This window comes from Modestobacter sp. VKM Ac-2977 (genome assembly GCF_026968045.1).
Lineage (GTDB): Bacteria > Actinomycetota > Actinomycetes > Mycobacteriales > Geodermatophilaceae > Modestobacter.
In genome coordinates, this window is sequence record NZ_JAPVBQ010000001.1 from 1,425,782 (window position 1) to 1,444,159 (window position 18,378).

At 74.6% G+C, this 18,378-nt stretch carries 19 protein-coding genes; 17 read left to right on the top strand and 2 right to left on the bottom strand.

All coding sequences use genetic code 11. The features are described 5' to 3' along the window. Positions 1-12: 12 nt before the first annotated feature. Entirely contained in the window at positions 13-1,794 is a 1,782-nt protein-coding gene (gene aspS, locus O2V63_RS06905) for an aspartate--tRNA ligase (RefSeq protein WP_269166797.1), read from the top strand. An 87-nt stretch (positions 1,795-1,881) separates the two neighbouring features. Here the strand turns inward: aspS and O2V63_RS06910 are convergent, their stop codons facing one another. Both O2V63_RS06910 and O2V63_RS06915 read right to left on the bottom strand, forming a co-directional pair. Then, positions 1,882-2,760 (bottom strand): hypothetical protein, encoded by an 879-nt coding sequence (locus tag O2V63_RS06910; protein ID WP_269166798.1) that lies wholly within the window; start codon positions 2,758-2,760, stop codon positions 1,882-1,884. Positions 2,761-2,969: 209 nt separating this feature from the next. Further along, positions 2,970-3,827, bottom strand: a complete 858-nt coding sequence (locus tag O2V63_RS06915; protein WP_269166799.1) for an aldo/keto reductase — start codon at positions 3,825-3,827, stop codon at positions 2,970-2,972. Between the two features lie 34 nt (positions 3,828-3,861). Here O2V63_RS06915 and O2V63_RS06920 point away from each other — a divergent pair, with 34 nt between their 5' ends. The 16 genes from O2V63_RS06920 to nusB all read left to right on the top strand — a co-directional run bounded on the left by O2V63_RS06920 (position 3,862) and on the right by nusB (position 18,363). Continuing rightward, positions 3,862-5,196 (top strand): replication-associated recombination protein A, encoded by a 1,335-nt coding sequence (locus O2V63_RS06920; RefSeq protein ID WP_269166800.1) that lies wholly within the window; start codon positions 3,862-3,864, stop codon positions 5,194-5,196. Positions 5,197-5,293: 97 nt separating this feature from the next. Further along, on the top strand, positions 5,294-5,719 hold the full coding sequence (locus tag O2V63_RS06925; RefSeq protein ID WP_269166801.1) for a DUF948 domain-containing protein: 426 nt from the start codon (positions 5,294-5,296) through the stop codon (positions 5,717-5,719). After that, positions 5,719-6,015 carry a hypothetical protein gene (locus tag O2V63_RS06930; protein WP_036334195.1) on the top strand — a complete coding sequence of 99 codons (297 nt, stop codon included), beginning with the start codon at positions 5,719-5,721 and terminating at the stop codon, positions 6,013-6,015. Before O2V63_RS06925 ends, O2V63_RS06930 begins: the two co-directional genes overlap by 1 nt. Positions 6,016-6,078: 63 nt before the next feature. Continuing rightward, positions 6,079-8,748 (top strand): alanine--tRNA ligase, encoded by a 2,670-nt coding sequence (alaS, locus tag O2V63_RS06935; protein WP_269166802.1) that lies wholly within the window; start codon positions 6,079-6,081, stop codon positions 8,746-8,748. Next, positions 8,745-9,014: a hypothetical protein gene (locus O2V63_RS06940; RefSeq protein ID WP_269166803.1), complete on the top strand. Its 270-nt coding sequence runs from the start codon at positions 8,745-8,747 to the stop codon at positions 9,012-9,014. The genes alaS and O2V63_RS06940 overlap by 4 nt, the downstream gene beginning before the upstream one ends. Beyond that, the gene (gene ruvX, locus O2V63_RS06945; protein WP_269166804.1) at positions 9,004-9,486 is read left to right on the top strand and encodes a Holliday junction resolvase RuvX; all 483 of its coding nucleotides are present in this window, start codon (positions 9,004-9,006) and stop codon (positions 9,484-9,486) included. The genes O2V63_RS06940 and ruvX overlap by 11 nt, the downstream gene beginning before the upstream one ends. After that, positions 9,483-11,579, top strand: coding sequence for an endolytic transglycosylase MltG (gene mltG / locus O2V63_RS06950; RefSeq protein ID WP_269166805.1), 2,097 nt, complete (start codon positions 9,483-9,485; stop codon positions 11,577-11,579). The genes ruvX and mltG overlap by 4 nt, the downstream gene beginning before the upstream one ends. Before the next feature lie 28 nt (positions 11,580-11,607). Beyond that, a complete protein-coding gene (locus O2V63_RS06955) occupies positions 11,608-12,399 on the top strand; it encodes a shikimate dehydrogenase (RefSeq protein WP_269166806.1) in 792 nt (263 codons plus the stop codon). A 10-nt stretch (positions 12,400-12,409) separates the two neighbouring features. Then, entirely contained in the window at positions 12,410-13,066 is a 657-nt protein-coding gene (locus tag O2V63_RS06960; RefSeq protein ID WP_269166807.1) for a prepilin peptidase, read from the top strand. A gap of 35 nt (positions 13,067-13,101) precedes the next feature. Then, positions 13,102-14,280, top strand: a complete 1,179-nt coding sequence (gene aroC, locus O2V63_RS06965; protein ID WP_269166808.1) for a chorismate synthase — start codon at positions 13,102-13,104, stop codon at positions 14,278-14,280. Beyond that, the gene (locus O2V63_RS06970; RefSeq protein ID WP_269166809.1) at positions 14,277-14,807 is read left to right on the top strand and encodes a shikimate kinase; all 531 of its coding nucleotides are present in this window, start codon (positions 14,277-14,279) and stop codon (positions 14,805-14,807) included. The genes aroC and O2V63_RS06970 overlap by 4 nt, the downstream gene beginning before the upstream one ends. Next, entirely contained in the window at positions 14,804-15,868 is a 1,065-nt protein-coding gene (gene aroB / locus O2V63_RS06975) for a 3-dehydroquinate synthase (protein WP_269166810.1), read from the top strand. The genes O2V63_RS06970 and aroB overlap by 4 nt, the downstream gene beginning before the upstream one ends. Further along, positions 15,865-16,299: a type II 3-dehydroquinate dehydratase gene (gene aroQ, locus O2V63_RS06980; protein WP_269166811.1), complete on the top strand. Its 435-nt coding sequence runs from the start codon at positions 15,865-15,867 to the stop codon at positions 16,297-16,299. Before aroB ends, aroQ begins: the two co-directional genes overlap by 4 nt. Further along, complete coding sequence (locus tag O2V63_RS06985; protein WP_269166812.1) at positions 16,296-17,393, top strand: M24 family metallopeptidase; 1,098 nt, start codon at positions 16,296-16,298, stop codon at positions 17,391-17,393. The genes aroQ and O2V63_RS06985 overlap by 4 nt, the downstream gene beginning before the upstream one ends. Next, the gene (gene efp, locus O2V63_RS06990; RefSeq protein WP_269162296.1) at positions 17,394-17,954 is read left to right on the top strand and encodes an elongation factor P; all 561 of its coding nucleotides are present in this window, start codon (positions 17,394-17,396) and stop codon (positions 17,952-17,954) included. Between the two features lie 4 nt (positions 17,955-17,958). Beyond that, positions 17,959-18,363, top strand: coding sequence for a transcription antitermination factor NusB (gene nusB / locus O2V63_RS06995; RefSeq protein ID WP_269166813.1), 405 nt, complete (start codon positions 17,959-17,961; stop codon positions 18,361-18,363). Positions 18,364-18,378: the final 15 nt, after the last annotated feature.

Consider the following 18,378-nt stretch of genomic DNA (forward strand, 5'->3'; position numbering starts at 1 on the left):
AGAGGCACTACCTTGCTCCGCACCCACGACGCCGGCACGCTCCGCGCGACCGACGCCGGTTCCACGGTCACCCTCGCCGGCTGGGTCGCCCGCCGGCGCGACCACGGCGGGGTCGTCTTCCTCGACCTGCGCGACGCCTCGGGCTACGCCCAGGTCGTCGTCCGCGAGGAGGAGGCGCACGCGCTGCGCAACGAGTACTGCGTGCTCGTGACCGGCGACGTCCAGCGGCGTCCGGCCGGCAACGAGAACGCCGACCTGCCCACCGGGGAGATCGAGGTGGTCGCCAGCACGCTGCAGGTGCTCTCGGCGTCCGCACCGCTGCCGTTCCCGATCGAGACGGCCCAGGCCGCCGGCGACGACGTCCGGTACGCCCACCGCTACCTGGACCTGCGCCGCCAGGGGCCGGCCTCGGTGCTGCGGCTGCGCAGCGAGGTCAACCGGATCGCCCGCGGCGTGATGGCCGGCCACGGGTTCACCGAGGTGGAGACGCCATCGCTGACCCGCTCCACCCCTGAGGGCGCCCGGGACTTCGTCGTCCCGGTGCGGCTGCAGCCGGGGCACTGGTACGCCCTGCCGCAGTCGCCGCAGCTGTTCAAGCAGCTGCTGATGATCGGTGGCCTGGAGCGGTACTACCAGATCGCCCGCTGCTTCCGGGACGAGGACTTCCGCGCCGACCGGCAGCCGGAGTTCACCCAGCTGGACTTCGAGATGAGCTTCGTCGACCGGGACGACGTGCTCGCCATCGCCGAGGACGTCATCCGGGCGCTGTGGCAGGAGCTGGCCTCCTACACCGTGCCGGAGATCCCGCGGATGACCTACCGCGAGGCGATGGACCGGTTCGGCTCCGACAAGCCCGACCTGCGCTTCGGCATCGAGCTCACCGAGCTGACGTCGTACTTCGCGGACACGCCGTTCCGGGTGTTCCAGGCGCCCTACGTCGGCGCGATCGTGATGCCCGGCGGCGGCTCGCAGCCGCGGCGGGCGTTCGACGCCTGGCAGGACTGGGCCCGCTCGCGTGGCCACAAGGGCCTGGCGTACGTGACCATCGCCGAGGACGGCACCCTCGGCGGCCCGGTCTCGAAGAACATCTCCGAGGCCGAGCGGACCGGGCTGGTCGAGGCCGTCGGTGCGAAGCCGGGCGACTGCGTCTTCTTCGCCGCCGGCCCCCGCCGCGGGGCCCAGGAGCTGCTCGGGGCCGCGCGCAACGAGATCGCCAAGCGACTGCAGCTCATCGAGCCGGGTTCGTGGTCGTTCCTGTTCGTCGTCGACTTCCCGATGTTCGAGGAGACCGAGGACGGCGACTGGACGTTCATGCACCACCCGTTCACCTCGCCCACCCCCGAGTGGCGGGAGCGGTTCGCCGAGGACAAGGGCGCGGCGCTGTCCGACGCCTACGACCTCGTCTGCAACGGCAACGAGCTGATGAGCGGGTCGGTCCGCATCGCCGACGCCGCGCTCCAGGAGCGGGTGTTCCAGACCCTGGGGATGACCCAGGAGGAGGCCCGCGCGCAGTTCGGCTGGTTCCTGGAGGCCTTCGACTACGGGCCGCCCCCGCACGCCGGCGCGGCGATCGGCTGGGACCGCACGGTGGCACTGCTGGCCGGCGTCGACTCGATCCGCGAGGTCATCGCCTTCCCGAAGACCGGCGCCGGGTACGACCCCCTGACCAGCGCGCCCACCCCGATCACCGCAGCCCAGCGCAAGGAGGCCGGCATCGACGTCGACCCCGACGCCGAGCCCGCCCCGGGCGAGCCCGGCGCCCCCGGCCCGACCGACCCGACGAAGCCGGCCTGAGTCCTCCGGCGCTCACCTGGGCCGAGTGAGCAGTTGTGGTCGCTCGACGCGGCGTGTCCCGCCGTGTCGACGACCACAACTGCTCACTCATGCGCGCCGCAGCGCGGCACCTCGGCTGAGCAGGGCATCTGCGACCCGGTCGACCACCATGTCCCGCCGACCCAGGTGGAGGGCACCGAAGCGCAGGACGAGCCAGCCGCGGCTGGCCATGAAGGAGTAGCGGTCGATGTCCCGGCCGAACTGGCGCCACCCAGCGTGCTGGCGGCCTTCGTACTCCACGGCGATCTTCCAGCGGCTGTAACCGAGGTCCCCGTGCACCACCGCGACGCCCCGGTGGTCGAACACCGGTACCTGCACCTCGGGCGCAGGGAGATCGTTGTCCACCAGCCAGTACCGGATCAAGCTCTCCAGGCGGGAGGCGGCCAGCGGCGTCAGGATCGGGGCGCACCGCCGGGCCAGCACGACTCCGCGCACGCGCCCCGCTCGGGCGAGACGCCGCTCCAACGCGTCGGCGCTGAGGTGCCCGGCCCGCACGAGGGCGTCCCCGATGGCCACCAGCTCGTCTGGTGGGGTGTCGGCGGCGAGGTCGAGCCAGGTCTGGGCGCCGCTGGTCACCGGCACTCCGCGGTGCACGACCCGGTCAGCGGCGCCCAGGTCGCGGACGTGCACCCGTAGGCCGCGGCGACGGGGGCGGGGGCTGTCCGGGGGCACCACGATCCGCAGCGGATCGACGTCCCGCACGGGCGCGCCCATGAGTCCGGCCGCCGTGTGGTGGCTGAACGCCGCGCCGTCGGGCAGCACGGCCACGAGCGACCGGCACATCGCGTGCACGGTCAACGGCAGGGCCTTGGAGACGTACACCCCGCGGCTGATCCGGACGCCGTCGTCCCGCAGTTGTGCTCTGGTCATGCCGGCTGCCCGGGCGTCCTGGCGGGTGTACGTCGGCGGCAGCCCAGCGGTGGTCATCCACCGACGCTCGATCGGGCAGGGATGGAAGCGCCAGGAGCCCACCCAGTCTGTGGAGACCGCTGGTGGTTGTGGACGAGATGGCTGCGCACGTCGAGTGAGCAGTTGTGGTCACCCGGGCAGGCGCGTCTCTCCGCGTCGGCGACCGCAACTGCTCACTCACGGGGCGGGCGACCGCAGAACCATCGACCTGGACTCGAGGTCGAGGGTCAGGCGGCGTTCAGGCGGGCGAGGTGCTCCGGGGCCAGGTGCAGGTCGGCGGCGGTCGCGGAGTCGACGATCGACTCCTGTCGCGAGGCCCCTGGGATGGGGAGGACGACGTCGGCCTGGGCCAGGTGCCAGGCCAGCGTCACCCGGTACACCGAGACGCCCAGCTCGTCGGCGACGGCGGCGAACTCCGCGGCCGTCGAGCCCAGCGACTTGGCGGCCGACACCCCGCCGAACGGGCTCCACGGGAGGAAGGCCAGCCCGTGCTGGGCGCAGTGCGCGAGCTCCCCGGCCGAGGACCGCCAGCCGGGGGAGAACTGGTTCTGCACGCTGACCAGCGCCTCGCCGACGATCGCCCGGGCCGCGTCGATCTGGCCGACGTCGGCGTTGGAGATCCCGGCCAGCTGCACCAGCCCGTCGTCCACCAGCTCGCGGAGCGCACCCATCGACTCCTCCCACGGCGTCGTCGGGTCGGGCCGGTGGAACTGGTAGAGCCCGATCGCCTCGACGCCCAGCCGGCGCAGCGAGGCCTCGCAGGCCCGGCGCAGGTAGGCCGGCGACCCGTCCAGCTCCCACTCGGCGCCCCGCCGGGTGTGCCCGCCCTTGGTCGCCACCAGCACGTCGCCCGGGGAGCCGTAGGACGCCAGCGCCCGGGCGACCAGCTCCTCGTTGTGGCCGAACTCCGCCTCGTCGCGCGCGTAGGCGTCTGCGGTGTCGATCAGCGTGACGCCGGCGTCCAGCGCGGCGTGCACCACGGCCGCGGCCTCGTCCGGTGACGGGCGAGGGTCCTTCGTGGACAGGGGCATCGCCCCGAGCCCCACTGCGCTGACGGTCCGGTTCCCGATGCGTCGCTGCTCCATGGGACGGTCGTGCCCCCCGGGTAGCTTCGCAACCGTGACCTCCCTGTTCGACCCCGCGCCCGCCGACGGCCCGCCGCCGGTCGACCCGGGTGCCCCGCTGGCGGTCCGGATGCGGCCGCAGTCGCTGGACGAGGTGGTCGGCCAGCAGCACCTGCTCGGTCCGCGCGCCCCGCTGCGCCGGCTGGTCGAGGCCGACGAGCCGATGTCCCTGGTGCTCTACGGCCCGCCGGGCACCGGGAAGACGACGCTGGCGCACGTCATCTCGCTGGCCACCCAGCGCTCCTTCGTCCAGTTGTCGGCGCTGGACTCCGGGGTCAAGGAGGTCCGCGCGGTCATCGCGGACGCCAAGCGGGAGCTGACCCACGCCGGCCGGCGCACCGTGCTGTTCATCGACGAGGTCCACCGCTTCTCCAAGACCCAGCAGGACTCGCTGCTGTCCGCGGTCGAGGACCGGATCGTGAGCCTGATCGCCGCGACCACCGAGAACCCGTTCTTCTCCGTGGTCAGCCCGCTGCTGTCGCGCAGCCTGGTACTGGCGCTCCAGTCGCTGGACGACGAGGACGTGCGCACGGTGCTGCGCCGGGCGCTGACCAGCGAGCGCGGGCTGGACGGCGCGGTGACGCTGACCGCCGAGGCCGAGGAGCACCTGCTGCGGGTGGCCGGCGGCGACGCCCGCAAGGCGCTGACCGCGCTGGAGAGCGGCGCCGGCGCGGCCCGGGCGGCCGGCTCCGCCGTCCTGGACCTGGCCACCCTGGAGACGGCGGTCGCCCAGGCGGCGGTGCGCTACGACCGCTCCGGCGACCAGCACTACGACATCGCCAGTGCGCTGATCAAGAGCATCCGGGGCAGCGACGTCGACGCGGCGCTGCACTACCTGGCGCGGATGGTGGAGGCGGGGGAGGACCCCCGCTTCATCGCCCGCCGGCTGGTCATCTCGGCCAGCGAGGACATCGGCATGGCCGACCCGACCGCGCTGCTCACCGCGGTCGCCGCCGCCGACGCGGTCGCCTTCATCGGCATGCCGGAGGGGCACTTCCCGCTGGCGCACGCCGTCGTCCACCTGGCCACCGCACCGAAGTCCAACGCGATCACCACGGCCATGGGGGAGTCGGTCGCCGACGTGCGCGCCGGGCTGGCCGGTCCGGTGCCGGCCGGGCTGCGCGACGCGCACTACGCCGGGGCGAAGAAGCTCGGGCACGGCAAGACCTACGTCTACCCGCACGCCCACCCCGACGGCGTCGTCCCGCAGCAGTACCCGCCCGACGCACTGGTCGGCCGCGACTACTACCGGCCGACCGGTCGCGGGGTGGAGGCGCAGATCGGTGCGCGGCTGGCCAAGCTCCGGGCGATCGTCCGCCGCCGCGGCTGAGCCGCACGCGCGGGCGTCGTCGGTGGCGGCGGCTAGGGTGACCCGACCGGTGGACCTCCACCGAGGACGTGCACGAGACGACGAAGGGGACCCTCGAGTGTCCGCAGGAGAGATCGCCGGGCTCATCGCCGCCGGCGCGTTGGTGCTGCTCGTGATCCTGGTGGCGGTACCGCTGCTCAAGCTCGGGCGGACGCTGGACGAGACGACCCTGACCATCCGCCAGGTCCGGGAGCAGAGCCAGCCGATCCTGAGCCAGGCGTCCACGACGGTCACCCACGTCAACGCCAACCTCGAGCGGGTCGACGACATCACCGGCAACGCCGCGAACGTCTCCAGCAACGTCGCCGCCCTGACCAGCGTGTTCGCCGCCACGCTCGGCAGCCCGCTGATCAAGGTCGCCGCCTTCAGCTACGGGGTCCGCAGCGCCGCCCGCAAGAAGCGGGAGGGCCAGGCCGTCGCCGACGCCCAGCGCACCGCCCGTGAGGACCGTCGCAACCGGCGCGAAGCCCGGCGGGCCGCCTGATGCGCCGGCTGTTCTGGCTGGCCATGGGCATCACCATCGGTGCCCTCGTCGTCCGCAAGCTGACCAAGACGGCAGAGAAGCTCACCCCGCAGGGGATCGCCGGCCAGCTCGCCGAGGGCCTGCGGGAGCTGGCCGACGCGATCGGTGACTTCGGCGCCGACGTCCGCGCCGCCGCCGCGCTCCGGGAGGACGAGCTGCGTGCCGGCACGGGGCTCGACGCCCCGCTGCCCGACAGCGGCCAGGTCTCCCTGCCGGACGCGCTGCCCCGCCGCGGCGCCCACGCCGCGGACAGCTGAACCACCTCCCCTCCGGGCGCCGCCCCTGCGCCCACCCCGCGCTGAAGGACCGAGACCACCCGCATGCAGACCGCCGAGATCCGCCGCCGCTTCCTGGAGCACTTCGAGAAGCGGGGGCACACCGTCGTCCCGAGCGCCTCGCTGGTGTCGCCCGACCCCTCGCTGCTGTTCACGGTGGCCGGGATGGTGCCGTTCATCCCGTACCTGACCGGGCGTGAGCCGGCGCCCTACCCGCGCGCGACCAGCGTGCAGAAGTGCGTCCGCACCCTCGACATCGAGGAGGTGGGCAAGACCACCCGGCACGGCACGTTCTTCCAGATGAACGGCAACTTCTCCTTCGGCGACTACTTCAAGGCCGAGGCGATCCAGTTCGCCTGGGAGCTGGTGACGGGCCGGGTCGAAGACGGCGGGCTGGGGCTGGACGCCGAGCGGATCTGGCCGACGGTCTACACCGACGACGACGAGGCGTTCGACGCCTGGCGGGCCTACGTCCCGGCCGAACGCATCCAGCGCCGCGGCAAGGACGACAACTACTGGTCCACCGGTGCGGCCGGCCCGGCCGGGCCCTGCTCGGAGATCCACTACGACCGCGGGCCGGCGTACGGCCCCGACGGCGGGCCGGAGACCGATCCCACGGGCGACCGGTTCCTGGAGATCTGGAACCTGGTCTTCATGCAGTACGAGCGGGGCCCGGGGGAGGGCAAGGAGTTCCCGATCCTCGGGGACCTGCCGAAGAAGAACATCGACACCGGCATGGGCCTGGAACGGGTGGCGTTCCTGCTCCAGGGCGTCGACAACATGTACGAGATCGACCAGGTCGCCCCGGTGCTGCACCGGGCCGCAGCGCTCGCCGGGGTGCGCTACGGCGCCGACCACGAGGCCGACGTCCGGCTGCGGGTGGTCGCCGACCACGTGCGCAGTGGCCTGATGCTCATCGGCGACGGGGTGACCCCGGGCAACGAGGGGCGGGGCTACATCCTGCGCCGACTGCTGCGCCGCGCCGTCCGCTCGATGAAGCTGCTCGGCGTCGACGAGGCCACGCTCCCGGAGCTGTTGCCGGTCTCCCGCGACGCGATGAGCCCCAGCTACCCCGAGCTGGCCACCGACTTCGCCCGCATCTCCGGGATCGCCTACGCCGAGGAGGAGGCGTTCCGGCGCACCCTCACCGCCGGCACGGCGCTGTTCGACACCGCCGTCGGCCAGGCCAAGAAGGCCGGCCCCCCGGCCCTGTCGGGGGAGCAGGCCTTCTCGCTGCACGACACCTACGGCTTCCCGATCGACGTGACCCTGGAGATGGCCGCCGAGCAGGGCGTCCGGGTCGACGAGGAGGGCTTCCGGGCCCTGATGAAGGAGCAGCGGGACCGGGCTCGCGCCGATGCCCGTGCCAAGCGCACCGGCGCGGTCGACGTGCTGGCCTACCGGCGGCTGCTGGGCGAGCACGGCCCCACCGACTGGCGGGCCTACGACACCCTGCGCACCGACTCCCGGGTGCTCGGCGTGGTCGACGAGTCCGACACCGACGGCGAGCCGGTCGTCGGCGCGGGCTCGCTCACCCGGGTCGTGCTGGACCGGACGCCCTTCTATGCGGAGTCCGGTGGTCAGGTCGCCGACGCCGGCGAGCTGACCTGGGACGGCGGCCGGGCCGAGGTCATCGACGTCCAGCGCCCGGTCAAGGGCCTGGTCGCCCACCAGGTGCGCGTGCTCGAGGGAGAGCTGCGGGCCGGCACCGAGCTCACCGCCCAGGTCGACCGCGAGTGGCGGCTCTCGGCCTGCCAGGCGCACTCCGGCACGCACGTCGTGCACGCGGCGCTGCGCCAGGTGCTCGGCCCACAGGCACTGCAGTCCGGGTCGTACAACCGGCCGGGCTACCTGCGACTGGACTTCGCCTGGCAGGGGGCCCTGTCCGCGCAGCAGCGGATCGACGTCGAGGACGTCGCCAACGCCGCCGTCCGGGCCGACCACGGGGTCCGCGCGCTCTACATGACGCTGCCGGAGGCGCGGGAGTTCGGCGCGCTGGCGCTGTTCGGGGAGACCTACGGCGAGCAGGTCCGCGTCGTGGAGATCGGCGGCGAGTGGTCCCGCGAACTCTGCGGTGGCACCCACGTCCACGGCAGCGCCCAGATCGGCACCCTCGCGCTGACCGGTGAGAGTTCTGTCGGCTCCGGGGCCCGCCGGGTGGAGGCCGCCGTGGGCCTGGAGGGCTTCCGGTACCTGGCGCGGGAACGCGACCTGGTCCGCCAGCTCGCCGACCTGCTCAAGACCCCGCAGGACGGGATCGCCGACCGGGTGAGCGGCATGCTCGAGCGGCTGCGGGAGGCCGACAAGGAGCTGGCCGACCTGCGCGCCCGGCAGACCCTGGCCGCCGCCGGCGACCTGGCTGCCGGCGCCCGCGACCTCGGTGGGGTGGCCGTCGTGACCGGCGCACCGGCCGGGCTGTCCGGTGGCGACCTGCGCAGCCTCGCCCTCGACGTGCGCGGTCGGCTCGGTGAGCGGGCGGCGGCCGTGTTGCTCGCCTCCGCCGCGGACGGCAAGGTGGCCCTGGTGGCCACCGTCAACCCGGCGGCGCAGCAGCAGGGCCTGTCGGCCAACGACCTGCTGAAGGCTGCGGCGCCGGCGGTGGGTGGCCGCGGTGGTGGCAAGGCCGACGTGGCCCAGGGTGGCGGCACCGACCCCTCCGGCATCCCTGCGGCCCTCGCGGCCGTCGAGCAGACGATCGGAGCGGCCACGACGTGAGCGAGGCGTCCGACGGGCCCGGCACCGGGCCGGTGGAGGGGCGGACCAGACGGTCCGGTCGCCCGCCGGTGCCGCCCGCCGCCCCGCCGGAGGCCGCGGCGCCGCCCGGTGGGCGCCCCGCCGCACCGCCGGCCACCGTCGAACAGCCCGCCGCTCGACCGCCGGAGACCGGCCGCCTCCACCTCGGTGGCTACCCGCCCCGGGTGCCCGGCGCCGCCCGCCGCGAGGCGGCGGCGCCGCACGACGGTGCCCGCGATGACGACTGAGGGGAGCGCGCCGGCCTGGGTGCCCGGCCGCAGACTCGGCGTCGACGTCGGGACCGTCCGGGTCGGGCTCGCGCTCTCCGACGCCACCGGCATGCTGGCCAGCCCGCTGGAGACGGTCCGGCGCGCCAAGGACCAGCGCGATCTGGACCACCTCGCTGAGCTGGTTGTGACACACGAGGTGGTCGAGGTGGTTGTGGGATTGCCAAAGCATCTGTCCGGAGCGTCGGGCGCGTCGGCAAGAGATGCCAGTGCATACGCTGAAGCCCTGGCCAGTCGCATCGGGAACGTCCCGGTGCACCTCGTCGACGAGAGGCTCTCCACAGTGACCGCAGCGAGCCACCTGCGCGCCGGCGGCATCGATGCCCGCCGCCAGCGTTCGGTGATCGACCAGGCGGCTGCCGTGGTGATCCTGCAGAGCCATCTCGACGAGCGACGACGCACTGGCCCCGACTTCAGGGGGCGCCACTCGTGACGGACCCGACCCAGCCGCACGCGAGCGGCCGCCACTCCGACGCCGAGGCCGGCGCCGGACGCCCTGCAGCGGAGTTCCTGGCCGCCTGGGCGGGCGCCGCGACCCTGCAGCTCCCCGACGACCCGGCCGACGCCACGCTGCGACCGCGCCGCCGCCGCCGGCACGCCTCGGACACCGGTGCCCGGGTCCACGCGACAGCGGGGGGCGTCGACGTGGCCGACGTGGAGATCACCGGGCTGGCCGCCTCCGGCATCGCCGACGCCGGACTCGCGGCCGCCGGCCTCGACGTGAGCGCCTTCGACGTCGGCCGGCGGAGCGCGGCCCCAGCGGCCCCCGGGGGCCCGGGTGGGGTCGTCCCCGCAGCACGAGCCCGAGAGGTCACCGTGCCGCGGACCGCCGAGATGCCCGCCGTACCGCCGGCCGTCCCGACCATCGGGGGAGCCGCGCCCGGCGCCGGTCCGGCCGCCGCCCGGCGCGTCCCGGCCCCTCGGCCGCCCACCGAGCCCACCACCGCCGACCACGTCCGGGCGGACCGGTTCGCCGACGCCGGGACCGACCCTGGTTGGCTGTCGGCAGCCAACCGTCCCGTCCCCGGGCCGGTTGGACCGTCGTCGGTCCCGACGAGCGGGCCCTCCGGTGCGCTGGCCGGGCTCGTCACCGGGCAGGGCGGCGCCGAGGTGCACACCGCACCTCGGGACACGCCTGTCGACGAGCCGGCGACGGTGGTGCACGCTGCACTGACCGTCGACGGACCCGACCCGGACGAGGAGCGCTGGCGGATGGTCTCCGAACGGCACGGGAGCGACGAGGGCGACCTCGATCCCGCCCATCACGACCCCCACGACGACGGTCCCTTCGCGCCGGCGGCCGACGCGTCCCCGCAGACGGGCGGCCTCGACGTGGTCGGCGGTGGTGACCACGACGAGCACCACGACGAGTACTACGACGACCACGGCCACGACGACGACCACGGCCACGACGACGACCACGGCCACGACGACGACCACGGCGACGGCGGTGTCGGCGGCGGTCGTCGCGGGCGCGGTGGACGCGGCGGTCGCCGGGGCCCGGTGGTCGTCGGCCTGTCCCTGCTCGTCCTGGCCGCGCTGATGGCCGGGATCTTCGTCGGCGGCAAGGCCCTCTGGGACCGGGTCAACCCGGTGGCGGAGGACTACCCGGGGGCCGGCACCGGCGAGGTCGACGTCCGGGTGGAGCCAGGCGACTCGTTGCGCGCCATCGGCAACACGCTCGTGGAGGCCGACGTCATCGCCTCGGTGGCGCCGTTCACCGAAGCGGCCGAGGCCAACCCGGCCGCGACCGGCATCCAGCCCGGCGTCTACCGGCTGCGCCAGCAGATGTCCGGGCAGGCCGCGCTGGACCTGCTGCTGGACCCGGCGTCCCGCCAGGTCACCCGGGTCACCCTGCCCGAGGGCCTGCGGGTCACCCAGGTGCTGCAGCGACTGGCCGACGAGAGCGGTCTGCCGCTCGCGGAGCTGGAGGCCGCCGCCGCGGACCCGGCCCAGCTGGGGCTGCCCGCCTACGCCAACGGCCTGCTGGAGGGCTTCCTCTTCCCGGCCACCTACGACATCGAGCCCGGCGAGACCGCGGTCGAGGTGCTCAGCGAGATGGTGGCGCGCACCGATCAGGTGCTCACCGACCTGCAGATCCCGGTGGAGCAACGGCTCACGGCGCTGACCAAGGCGAGCCTGGTCCAGGCCGAGGCCGGCTCGATCGAGGACATGGGCAAGGTCGCCCGGGTGCTGGAGAACCGGCTGGCCGACGGCATGCCGCTGCAGCTGGACACCACGGTGAACTACGCCAACGACAAGGCCGGGATCACCACCAGCGCCGAGGACCGCGCCAACCCCTCGCTCTACAACACCTACGTCCACCCGGGCCTGCCGCCCGGCGCCATCAACAACCCGGGGGAGGAGGCGCTGCGCGCGGTGCTCGCCCCGACCCCGGGTGACTGGCGCTTCTTCGTGGTGGTCGACCCCGACACCGGGGAGACCCGGTTCGCCGCGACCGGCGCCGAGCACCAGCAGAACGTGCTGCTGTTCCAGCAGTGGCTGCGGGACAACCCGGGCAATTGACGCACCGTCGCACCCCGGTCCGGCCGGCATGAGGGCAGCTGTCCTCGGCCGGCCGGTCGGGCACTCGCTGTCGCCCCTGCTCCACCGGGCGGCCTACGCCGCGCTCGGCCTGGACGACTGGAGCTACGACGCCCTGGACGTCGGGGCCGAGGACCTGCCGGTGCTGCTGGCCGGGCTGGGCCCGGAGTGGCGGGGCTTCTCGGTGACCATGCCGTGCAAGCAGGCGGCGGTGGCGGTGGCCGACGAGGTCGACCAGCTGCCGCGCCTGCTGGGCGCGGCGAACACCCTGCTGCGCACCGACGCCGGCTGGCGCGCGGAGAACACCGACGTCACCGGGGTGGGCATGGCCCTCCAGCTGGGCGGTGTCGAGCGGGTCGAGCACGCCGCCGTCCTCGGGGCCGGGGGGACGGCGGCCGCAGCGGCCACCGCGCTCGCCTCCCTCGGTGCCCAGCAGGTGGACGTCGTCGTCCGAGAGCCCGCGCGGGCCGGGGACCTGCTGCGGGTGCTCGGCGCCCTCGGGGTGAGCGCGGACGTCCAGCGGCTGGACCGCACCGGCACGCTCACCGCACCGGTGGTGGTGAGCACGGTCCCGGCCTCCGGTCAGGCGGCCGTCGCCGACCTCACCTGGGGGCGGGGGCAGACGGTGCTGGACGTGCTCTACGCCGGCTGGCCGACGCCGCTCGCCCAGCGCGTACAGGCGGCGGGGGGCCGGACCATCAGCGGCCTGGAGGTGCTGTTCTGGCAGGCCACCGCCCAGGTCGAGCTGATGACCGGCCGGCCGGCGCCGATCGAGGCCATGCGCGCCGCGCTGGACGCCTGACCGCACCCCGGTGACCGGGCTGCTCACCGTTGCCGCCGCCGTCCTGGGCCTGCTGCTCGGCCCGTGGCTGGCCACCACCACGGTGCGGCTGGCCGAGCGTGACCGTGCGGCGCGTCCGTCGTCCCGGCGGGTGGTCGGCACGGCGGTCGCCACGGCCGCGGCGCTCGCCGCCGCACCCGCCCTCGCCGGCCCGCGGCCGGCCACCGTCGCCCTCGCCTGGTTCGGCGCGGCCGCCGTGGTGCTGGCCGGGGTGGACCTCGCCCGGCACCGGCTGCCCGACCGCGTCGTCTTCCCGGCGGCCGCGGTCGGCGTCCTCGCCTTGGTCGTGGACGCCGCCGTGCTGGGCACCTGGCCCGCGCTGGGCCGGGCCGTCGCTGCCGCCGCTGTGGCCTGGGGGCTGGGCACCCTCGCCCGGCTGGTGCAGCCCGGCGGGTTCGGCGGCGGCGACGTGAAGCTGCTCGGGCTGCTCGGTCTGCTGCTGGGCTGGGTGGGCTGGAGCGTGCTGCTCGCCGGGGTGCTGGCCGGCTTCGTGCTCGGTGCGCTGGGCGCGCTGCTGCTCATCGCCCTGGGGCGGGCCGGCTGGCGCACGGCCGTGGCGTTCGGCCCGCCGCTGCTGGGCGGCGCCTACGTCGCCCTGGCGCTGGCGGCACCCCTGCCGATGCCGTGACGGGGGGCGATCTGTCAACTGGCAAACTCGACAGCATGTTGCGCTGGTTGACCGCAGGTGAGTCGCACGGTCAACAGCTCACCGCCATCCTGGAGGGGCTGCCCGCCGGGGTGCGGGTGCAGACCACCGACCTCGACGCCCAGCTCTCCCGCCGCCGGCTCGGCCACGGCCGCAGCGCTCGGATGAGCTTCGAGGAGGACGTCGTCACCCTCACCGGCGGCGTCCGGCACGGGGTGACCCAGGGCGGGCCGATCGCCGTCCAGGTCGGCAACACCGAGTGGCCGAAGTGGCAGAGCGTCATGGCCGCCGACCCGGTCGACCCGGATGTGCTGGAGGGGCAGGCGCGCAACGCCCCGCTCACCCGGCCCCGGCCCGGCCACGCCGACCTCGCCGGCATGCAGAAGTACGGCTTCGACGACGTCCGCCCGGTGCTGGAGCGGGCGAGCGCGCGGGAGACCGCCGCCCGTGTCGCGCTGGGCACCGTGGCGCAGGCGTTCCTGCACCAGGTGCTCGGGGTGCGGGTGGTCAGCCACGTGGTGGGGATCGGGCCGGTCACCGTCCCCGACGGGGTGCTGCCCGGCCCGGAGGACAACCCGCGGCTGGACGAGGACCCGGTGCGCTGCGCCGACCCGGCCACCAGCGCGCGGATGACCGCCGAGATCGACGACGCCCGCCGGTCCGGCGACACCCTGGGTGGCGTGATCGAGGTCGTCGTCCACGGCCTGCCGCCGGGCCTGGGCAGCCACGTCCACTGGGACCGCCGGCTGGACTCCCGGCTGGCCGGGGCGCTGATGGGCGTGCAGTCGGTCAAGGCCGTCGAGGTCGGTGACGGGCTGGAGACCGCCCGCCGGCGCGGCTCGGTCGCCCACGACGAGATCGAGCTGGCCGGCGGCGAGCTCCGCCGGCTCACCGACCGGGCCGGCGGCGTCGAGGGCGGCATGACCAACGGAGAGGTGCTGCGGGTGCGCGCCGCGATGAAGCCGATCAGCACCGTGCCGCGGGCGCTGGCCACGATCGACACCGCCACCGGCGAGGCCGCGGTCGCGATCAACCAGCGCAGCGACGCCTGCGCCGTGCCGCGCGGCAGCGTGGTCATGGAGGCGATGGTCGCCCTGGTGCTCGCCGACGCGGTGCTGGAGAAGTTCGGCGGGGACTCGGTGCCGGAGACCCGCCGGAACGTGCAGGGCTACCTCGACGCCCTGCCGTACCGGTGACCGGCCCCGCGCTGGTCGTGGTCGGCCCGCCGGCGTCGGGCAAGACGACCGTGGGTGCGGCGGTCGCCCAGGCCCTGGGCCTGCCGTTCCGGGACACCGACGCCGACGTGGAGGCCCAGGCCGGGACGACGGTGGCCGACCTCTTCGTGCAGCAGGGCGAGCCGCACTTCCGGGCGCTGGAGGAGCAGGCCGTGGCCCGGGCGCTGGCCGAGCACGACGGCGTCCTGGCCCTCGGCGGCGGTGCGGTCACCAGCGCGGCCACCCGGGAGCGGCTGGTCGCCCACGGCCGGACCGGCGGTGCGGTCGTCTGGCTGGACGTCGACGTCACCTCGGCGGCCAAGCGGGTGGGGCTGTCCCGGGACCGGCCGCTGCTGGCGGTCAACCCACGCGCCATGCTGCGGACCATGCTCGAGACCCGCGCCCCGCTCTACGCCGAGGTCGCCACCGCGACCGTGGTGACCTCCGCCCGCCCGGTCGAGGACGTGGTGGCCGACGTGCTCGCCGCCGTCGGGGCGGGCACCCCGTGACCGCCCAGCGGATCACCGTCGGCGGTGACCGGCCCTACGACGTGCTCATCGGCCCCGGCGTGCAGGCGCAGCTCGGTCTCGTGCTCGACGGCACCGCCCGCGCCGCCGTGGTGCACAGTCGGGCGCTGGCCGCTGCGGCCGGTGCCGCGGTCGAGACGCTGCAGCAGGCGGGGGTCGCCGCCGAGGCGGTCGTCGTCCCCGACGGCGAGGCCGCGAAGACCGCCGAGGTCGCCGCCGGCGCCTGGGAGGAGTTCGGCCGGCTGGGGCTCACCCGCTCCGACGCCGTGGTCGGCATCGGTGGGGGAGCGGTGACCGACCTGGCCGGGTTCCTGGCCGCCACCTGGACCCGCGGGATCCGGGTGGTGCAGGTGCCGACCAGCCTGCTGGCCATGGTGGACGCCGCGGTCGGCGGCAAGACCGGCATCAACACCGCCGCCGGCAAGAACCTGGTCGGCGCCTTCCACCCGCCGGCCGCGGTGCTGGCCGACACCGACGCGCTGGCCGACCTGCCCGCGGCGGAGTTCCGGTCCGGGCTGGCCGAGGTGGTCAAGTGCGGGTTCATCGCCGACGGGCGCATCCTCGAGCTGCTGGCGGCCGATCCCACCGGCCGGGCCGACACCGCCGAGCTGATCGCCCGCGCCGTGCAGGTCAAGGCCGATGCCGTGGCCGACGACCTCTACGACACCGGACGCCGGGAGTTCCTCAACTACGGCCACACCCTGGGGCACGCGATCGAGCGGGTCGAGGACTTCGGCTGGCGGCACGGGGAGGCCGTGGCGGTGGGGCTGGTGTTCGCCGCCGAGCTGGCCTGCCAGGCCGGGCGGCTGTCCCGCGCCGACGCCGACCGGCACCGTGAGCTGGTCGCCGCCCTGGGGCTGCCGACCACCTACCGGGGCGACTGGGCGCAGCTGCAGTCGGTGATGCGGGTGGACAAGAAGGCCCGCGGTGCCGCGCTGCGCTTCGTCGTCCTCGACGGGCTGGGCGCACCGGCCATCCTGACCGATCCCGACCAGGCCTGGCTGGACGCCGCCTGGGCAGCCGTGAACGGAGACCGTGCATGACGATCCAGGTGCTCAACGGCGCCAACCTCGGCCGGCTCGGCACCCGCGAGCCCGAGGTCTACGGCACGACCACGCACGCCGAGCTGGTGCAGCTGATCGAGGCCGCCGCCGCCGAGCTGGGGCTGGAGGTCGTCGTCCGGCAGACCGACTCCGAGGGCGAGCTGCTCGGCTGGGTGCACGACGCCACCGACGCCGGCGACCCGGTGGTGATCAACCCCGGCGGGTGGTCGCACACCTCCGTCGTCCTGCGCGACGCGCTGGCCGCCGTCCGCGCCCCGGTGGTGGAGGTGCACATCAGCAACGTGCACACCCGCGAGCCGTTCCGGCACCACTCCTACGTGTCCGCCGTCGCCGACGGGGTGATCGTCGGGCTCGGCGTGCAGGGCTACGAGCTGGCGCTGCGCCACCTGGCCGCGCGGGGCGCACGATGACCCGGCCCGAGGCCGGCCGCCGGGACCGGTTGCGCGCCACCGCCGCCTCGGCCGGGCTGGACGCCGTCCTGGTCACCGACCTGCTCAACGTGCGGTACCTGACCGGCTTTACCGGCTCCAACGGCGCGCTGCTGCTGCGCGTGGACGGGGCCGACGTCTTCGGAACCGACGGCCGGTACACCACCCAGGCCGGCACCCAGGTGCCCGACGTGGAGCTGCTGGTCGACCGCGCCACGATGCCCGCGCTGGCCCGTGCCGCGCGCACCGGCGGGGCGACCCGGCTGGGCTTCGAGTCCCACGTGGTGACCGTCGACGAGCTGCGCGGCCTGGAGTGGCTGCTCGGTGAGGACGGCGCGGCCGTGGAGCTGGTGAGCGTCCGGCGGGCGGTCGAGGCGCTGCGGGCGATCAAGGACGAGGGCGAGGTGGAGGCGCTCCGCCGGGCCTGCGCGGTCGCCGACGCCGCGCTGGCCGAGCTGGCCGCCGAGGGTGCGCTGCGGCCGGGGCGCACCGAGCTGCAGGTGGGCCGGGAGCTGGACGCCCGGATGCTCGCCCTCGGTGCCGAGGCGCCGAGCTTCGAGACGATCGTGGCGACCGGGGCGAACTCGGCCATCCCGCACCACCGGCCCGACTCCACCGAGCTGGCCGAGGGCGACTTCCTCAAGCTCGACTTCGGGGCCACCGTCGACGGCTACCACTCCGACATGACCCGCACCCTCGTGCTGGGTCACGCCGCCGACTGGCAGCGCGAGGTGTACGAGCTGGTGGCGGCATCGCAGGCGGCCGGCCGCGCGGCACTCGCGGTGGGTGCCGAGGTGACGGCGGTGGACGCGGCGGCCCGCGACGTCATCGTCGCCGCCGGGCACGGTGAGCACTTCACCCACGGCCTCGGGCACGGTGTCGGCCTGGAGATCCACGAGGCTCCGGGCATCTCGGCGCTGGGCGCAGGTACCCTGGCCGCTGGCATGGCCGTCACCGTGGAACCAGGCGTGTACCTGCCCGGCCACGGCGGTGTCCGGATCGAGGACACCTTGATCGTCACGGACGACGAGCCCGAGTTGTTGACCCTCACGAGCAAGGAACTGCTGGTCCTCTAGATGGCTACCACCAACGACCTCAAGAACGGCACCGTCCTCAACCTCGACGGCCAGCTGTGGACCGTCACCGACTTCCAGCACGTGAAGCCGGGCAAGGGCGGCGCCTTCGTCCGCACCACCCTGAAGAACGTGCTCTCCGGCAAGGTCGTCGACCGGACGTTCAACGCCGGTACGAAGGTCGAGACGGCGAACGTCGACAAGCGGTCGATGACCTACCTCTACCAGGACGGCGCCGACTACGTCTTCATGGACGGCGACACCTTCGACCAGATCCCGGTCTCGGCCGCGACGCTGGGCAGCGGGGCCGACTACCTGCTGGAGAACACCGAGGTCACCGTGGCGGTGCACGACGGCACCCCGCTGTACGTCGAGCTGCCGGTGACCCTGGAGCTGGTCGTGCAGCACACCGACCCGGGCCTGCAGGGCGACCGCTCCACCGGCGGCACGAAGCCGGCGACCCTGGAGACGGGGGCGGAGATCCAGGTGCCGCTGTTCATCACCACCGGCGAGAAGCTGAAGGTCGACACCCGCGACGGTCGATACCTCGGCCGGGTCAGCTGACCTCGTGGCAGCCCGTTCCAAGGCGCGCAAGCGCGCGGTCGACGTCCTCTACGAGGCCGACCTGCGCTCCAGCGACCCGCTCGAGGTCCTGCGCGACCGCGTCGCCGACGGCAACCCGCCGGTGCCCGAGCACGCCGTCCGGCTGGTCGAGGGCGTCGTCGGGCAGCAGGCCCGGATCGACGAGCTGATCGAGCAGCACGCCTCCGGCTGGTCGCTGGACCGGTTGCCCGACGTCGACCGGGCCATCCTGCGGATGGCGGTCTATGAACTGCTGTGGGTCGACGACGTCCCCGACGCGGTGGTGATCGACGAGGCGGTGGAGCTGGCCAAGGCGCTGTCCACCGACGACTCGCCGGCCTACGTGAACGGAGTCCTCGGCGGCATCGTCCGCGCCGAGATCCCCACCTGATGAAGGACCCCGTTG

What these genes read in the sequence shown, in the direction of transcription:
- O2V63_RS06910 (WP_269166798.1), bottom strand. Translation starts at nt 2,760, where the DNA reads ATGACCACCGCTGGGCTGCCGCCGACGTACACCCGCCAGGACGCCCGG.
- O2V63_RS06915 (WP_269166799.1), bottom strand. Translation starts at nt 3,827, where the DNA reads ATGGAGCAGCGACGCATCGGGAACCGGACCGTCAGCGCAGTGGGGCTC.
- O2V63_RS06930 (WP_036334195.1), top strand. Translation starts at nt 5,719, where the DNA reads ATGCGCCGGCTGTTCTGGCTGGCCATGGGCATCACCATCGGTGCCCTC.
- alaS (WP_269166802.1), top strand. Translation starts at nt 6,079, where the DNA reads ATGCAGACCGCCGAGATCCGCCGCCGCTTCCTGGAGCACTTCGAGAAG.
- ruvX (WP_269166804.1), top strand. Translation starts at nt 9,004, where the DNA reads ATGACGACTGAGGGGAGCGCGCCGGCCTGGGTGCCCGGCCGCAGACTC.
- O2V63_RS06955 (WP_269166806.1), top strand. Translation starts at nt 11,608, where the DNA reads ATGAGGGCAGCTGTCCTCGGCCGGCCGGTCGGGCACTCGCTGTCGCCC.
- aroC (WP_269166808.1), top strand. Translation starts at nt 13,102, where the DNA reads ATGTTGCGCTGGTTGACCGCAGGTGAGTCGCACGGTCAACAGCTCACC.
- aroQ (WP_269166811.1), top strand. Translation starts at nt 15,865, where the DNA reads ATGACGATCCAGGTGCTCAACGGCGCCAACCTCGGCCGGCTCGGCACC.
- O2V63_RS06985 (WP_269166812.1), top strand. Translation starts at nt 16,296, where the DNA reads ATGACCCGGCCCGAGGCCGGCCGCCGGGACCGGTTGCGCGCCACCGCC.
- efp (WP_269162296.1), top strand. Translation starts at nt 17,394, where the DNA reads ATGGCTACCACCAACGACCTCAAGAACGGCACCGTCCTCAACCTCGAC.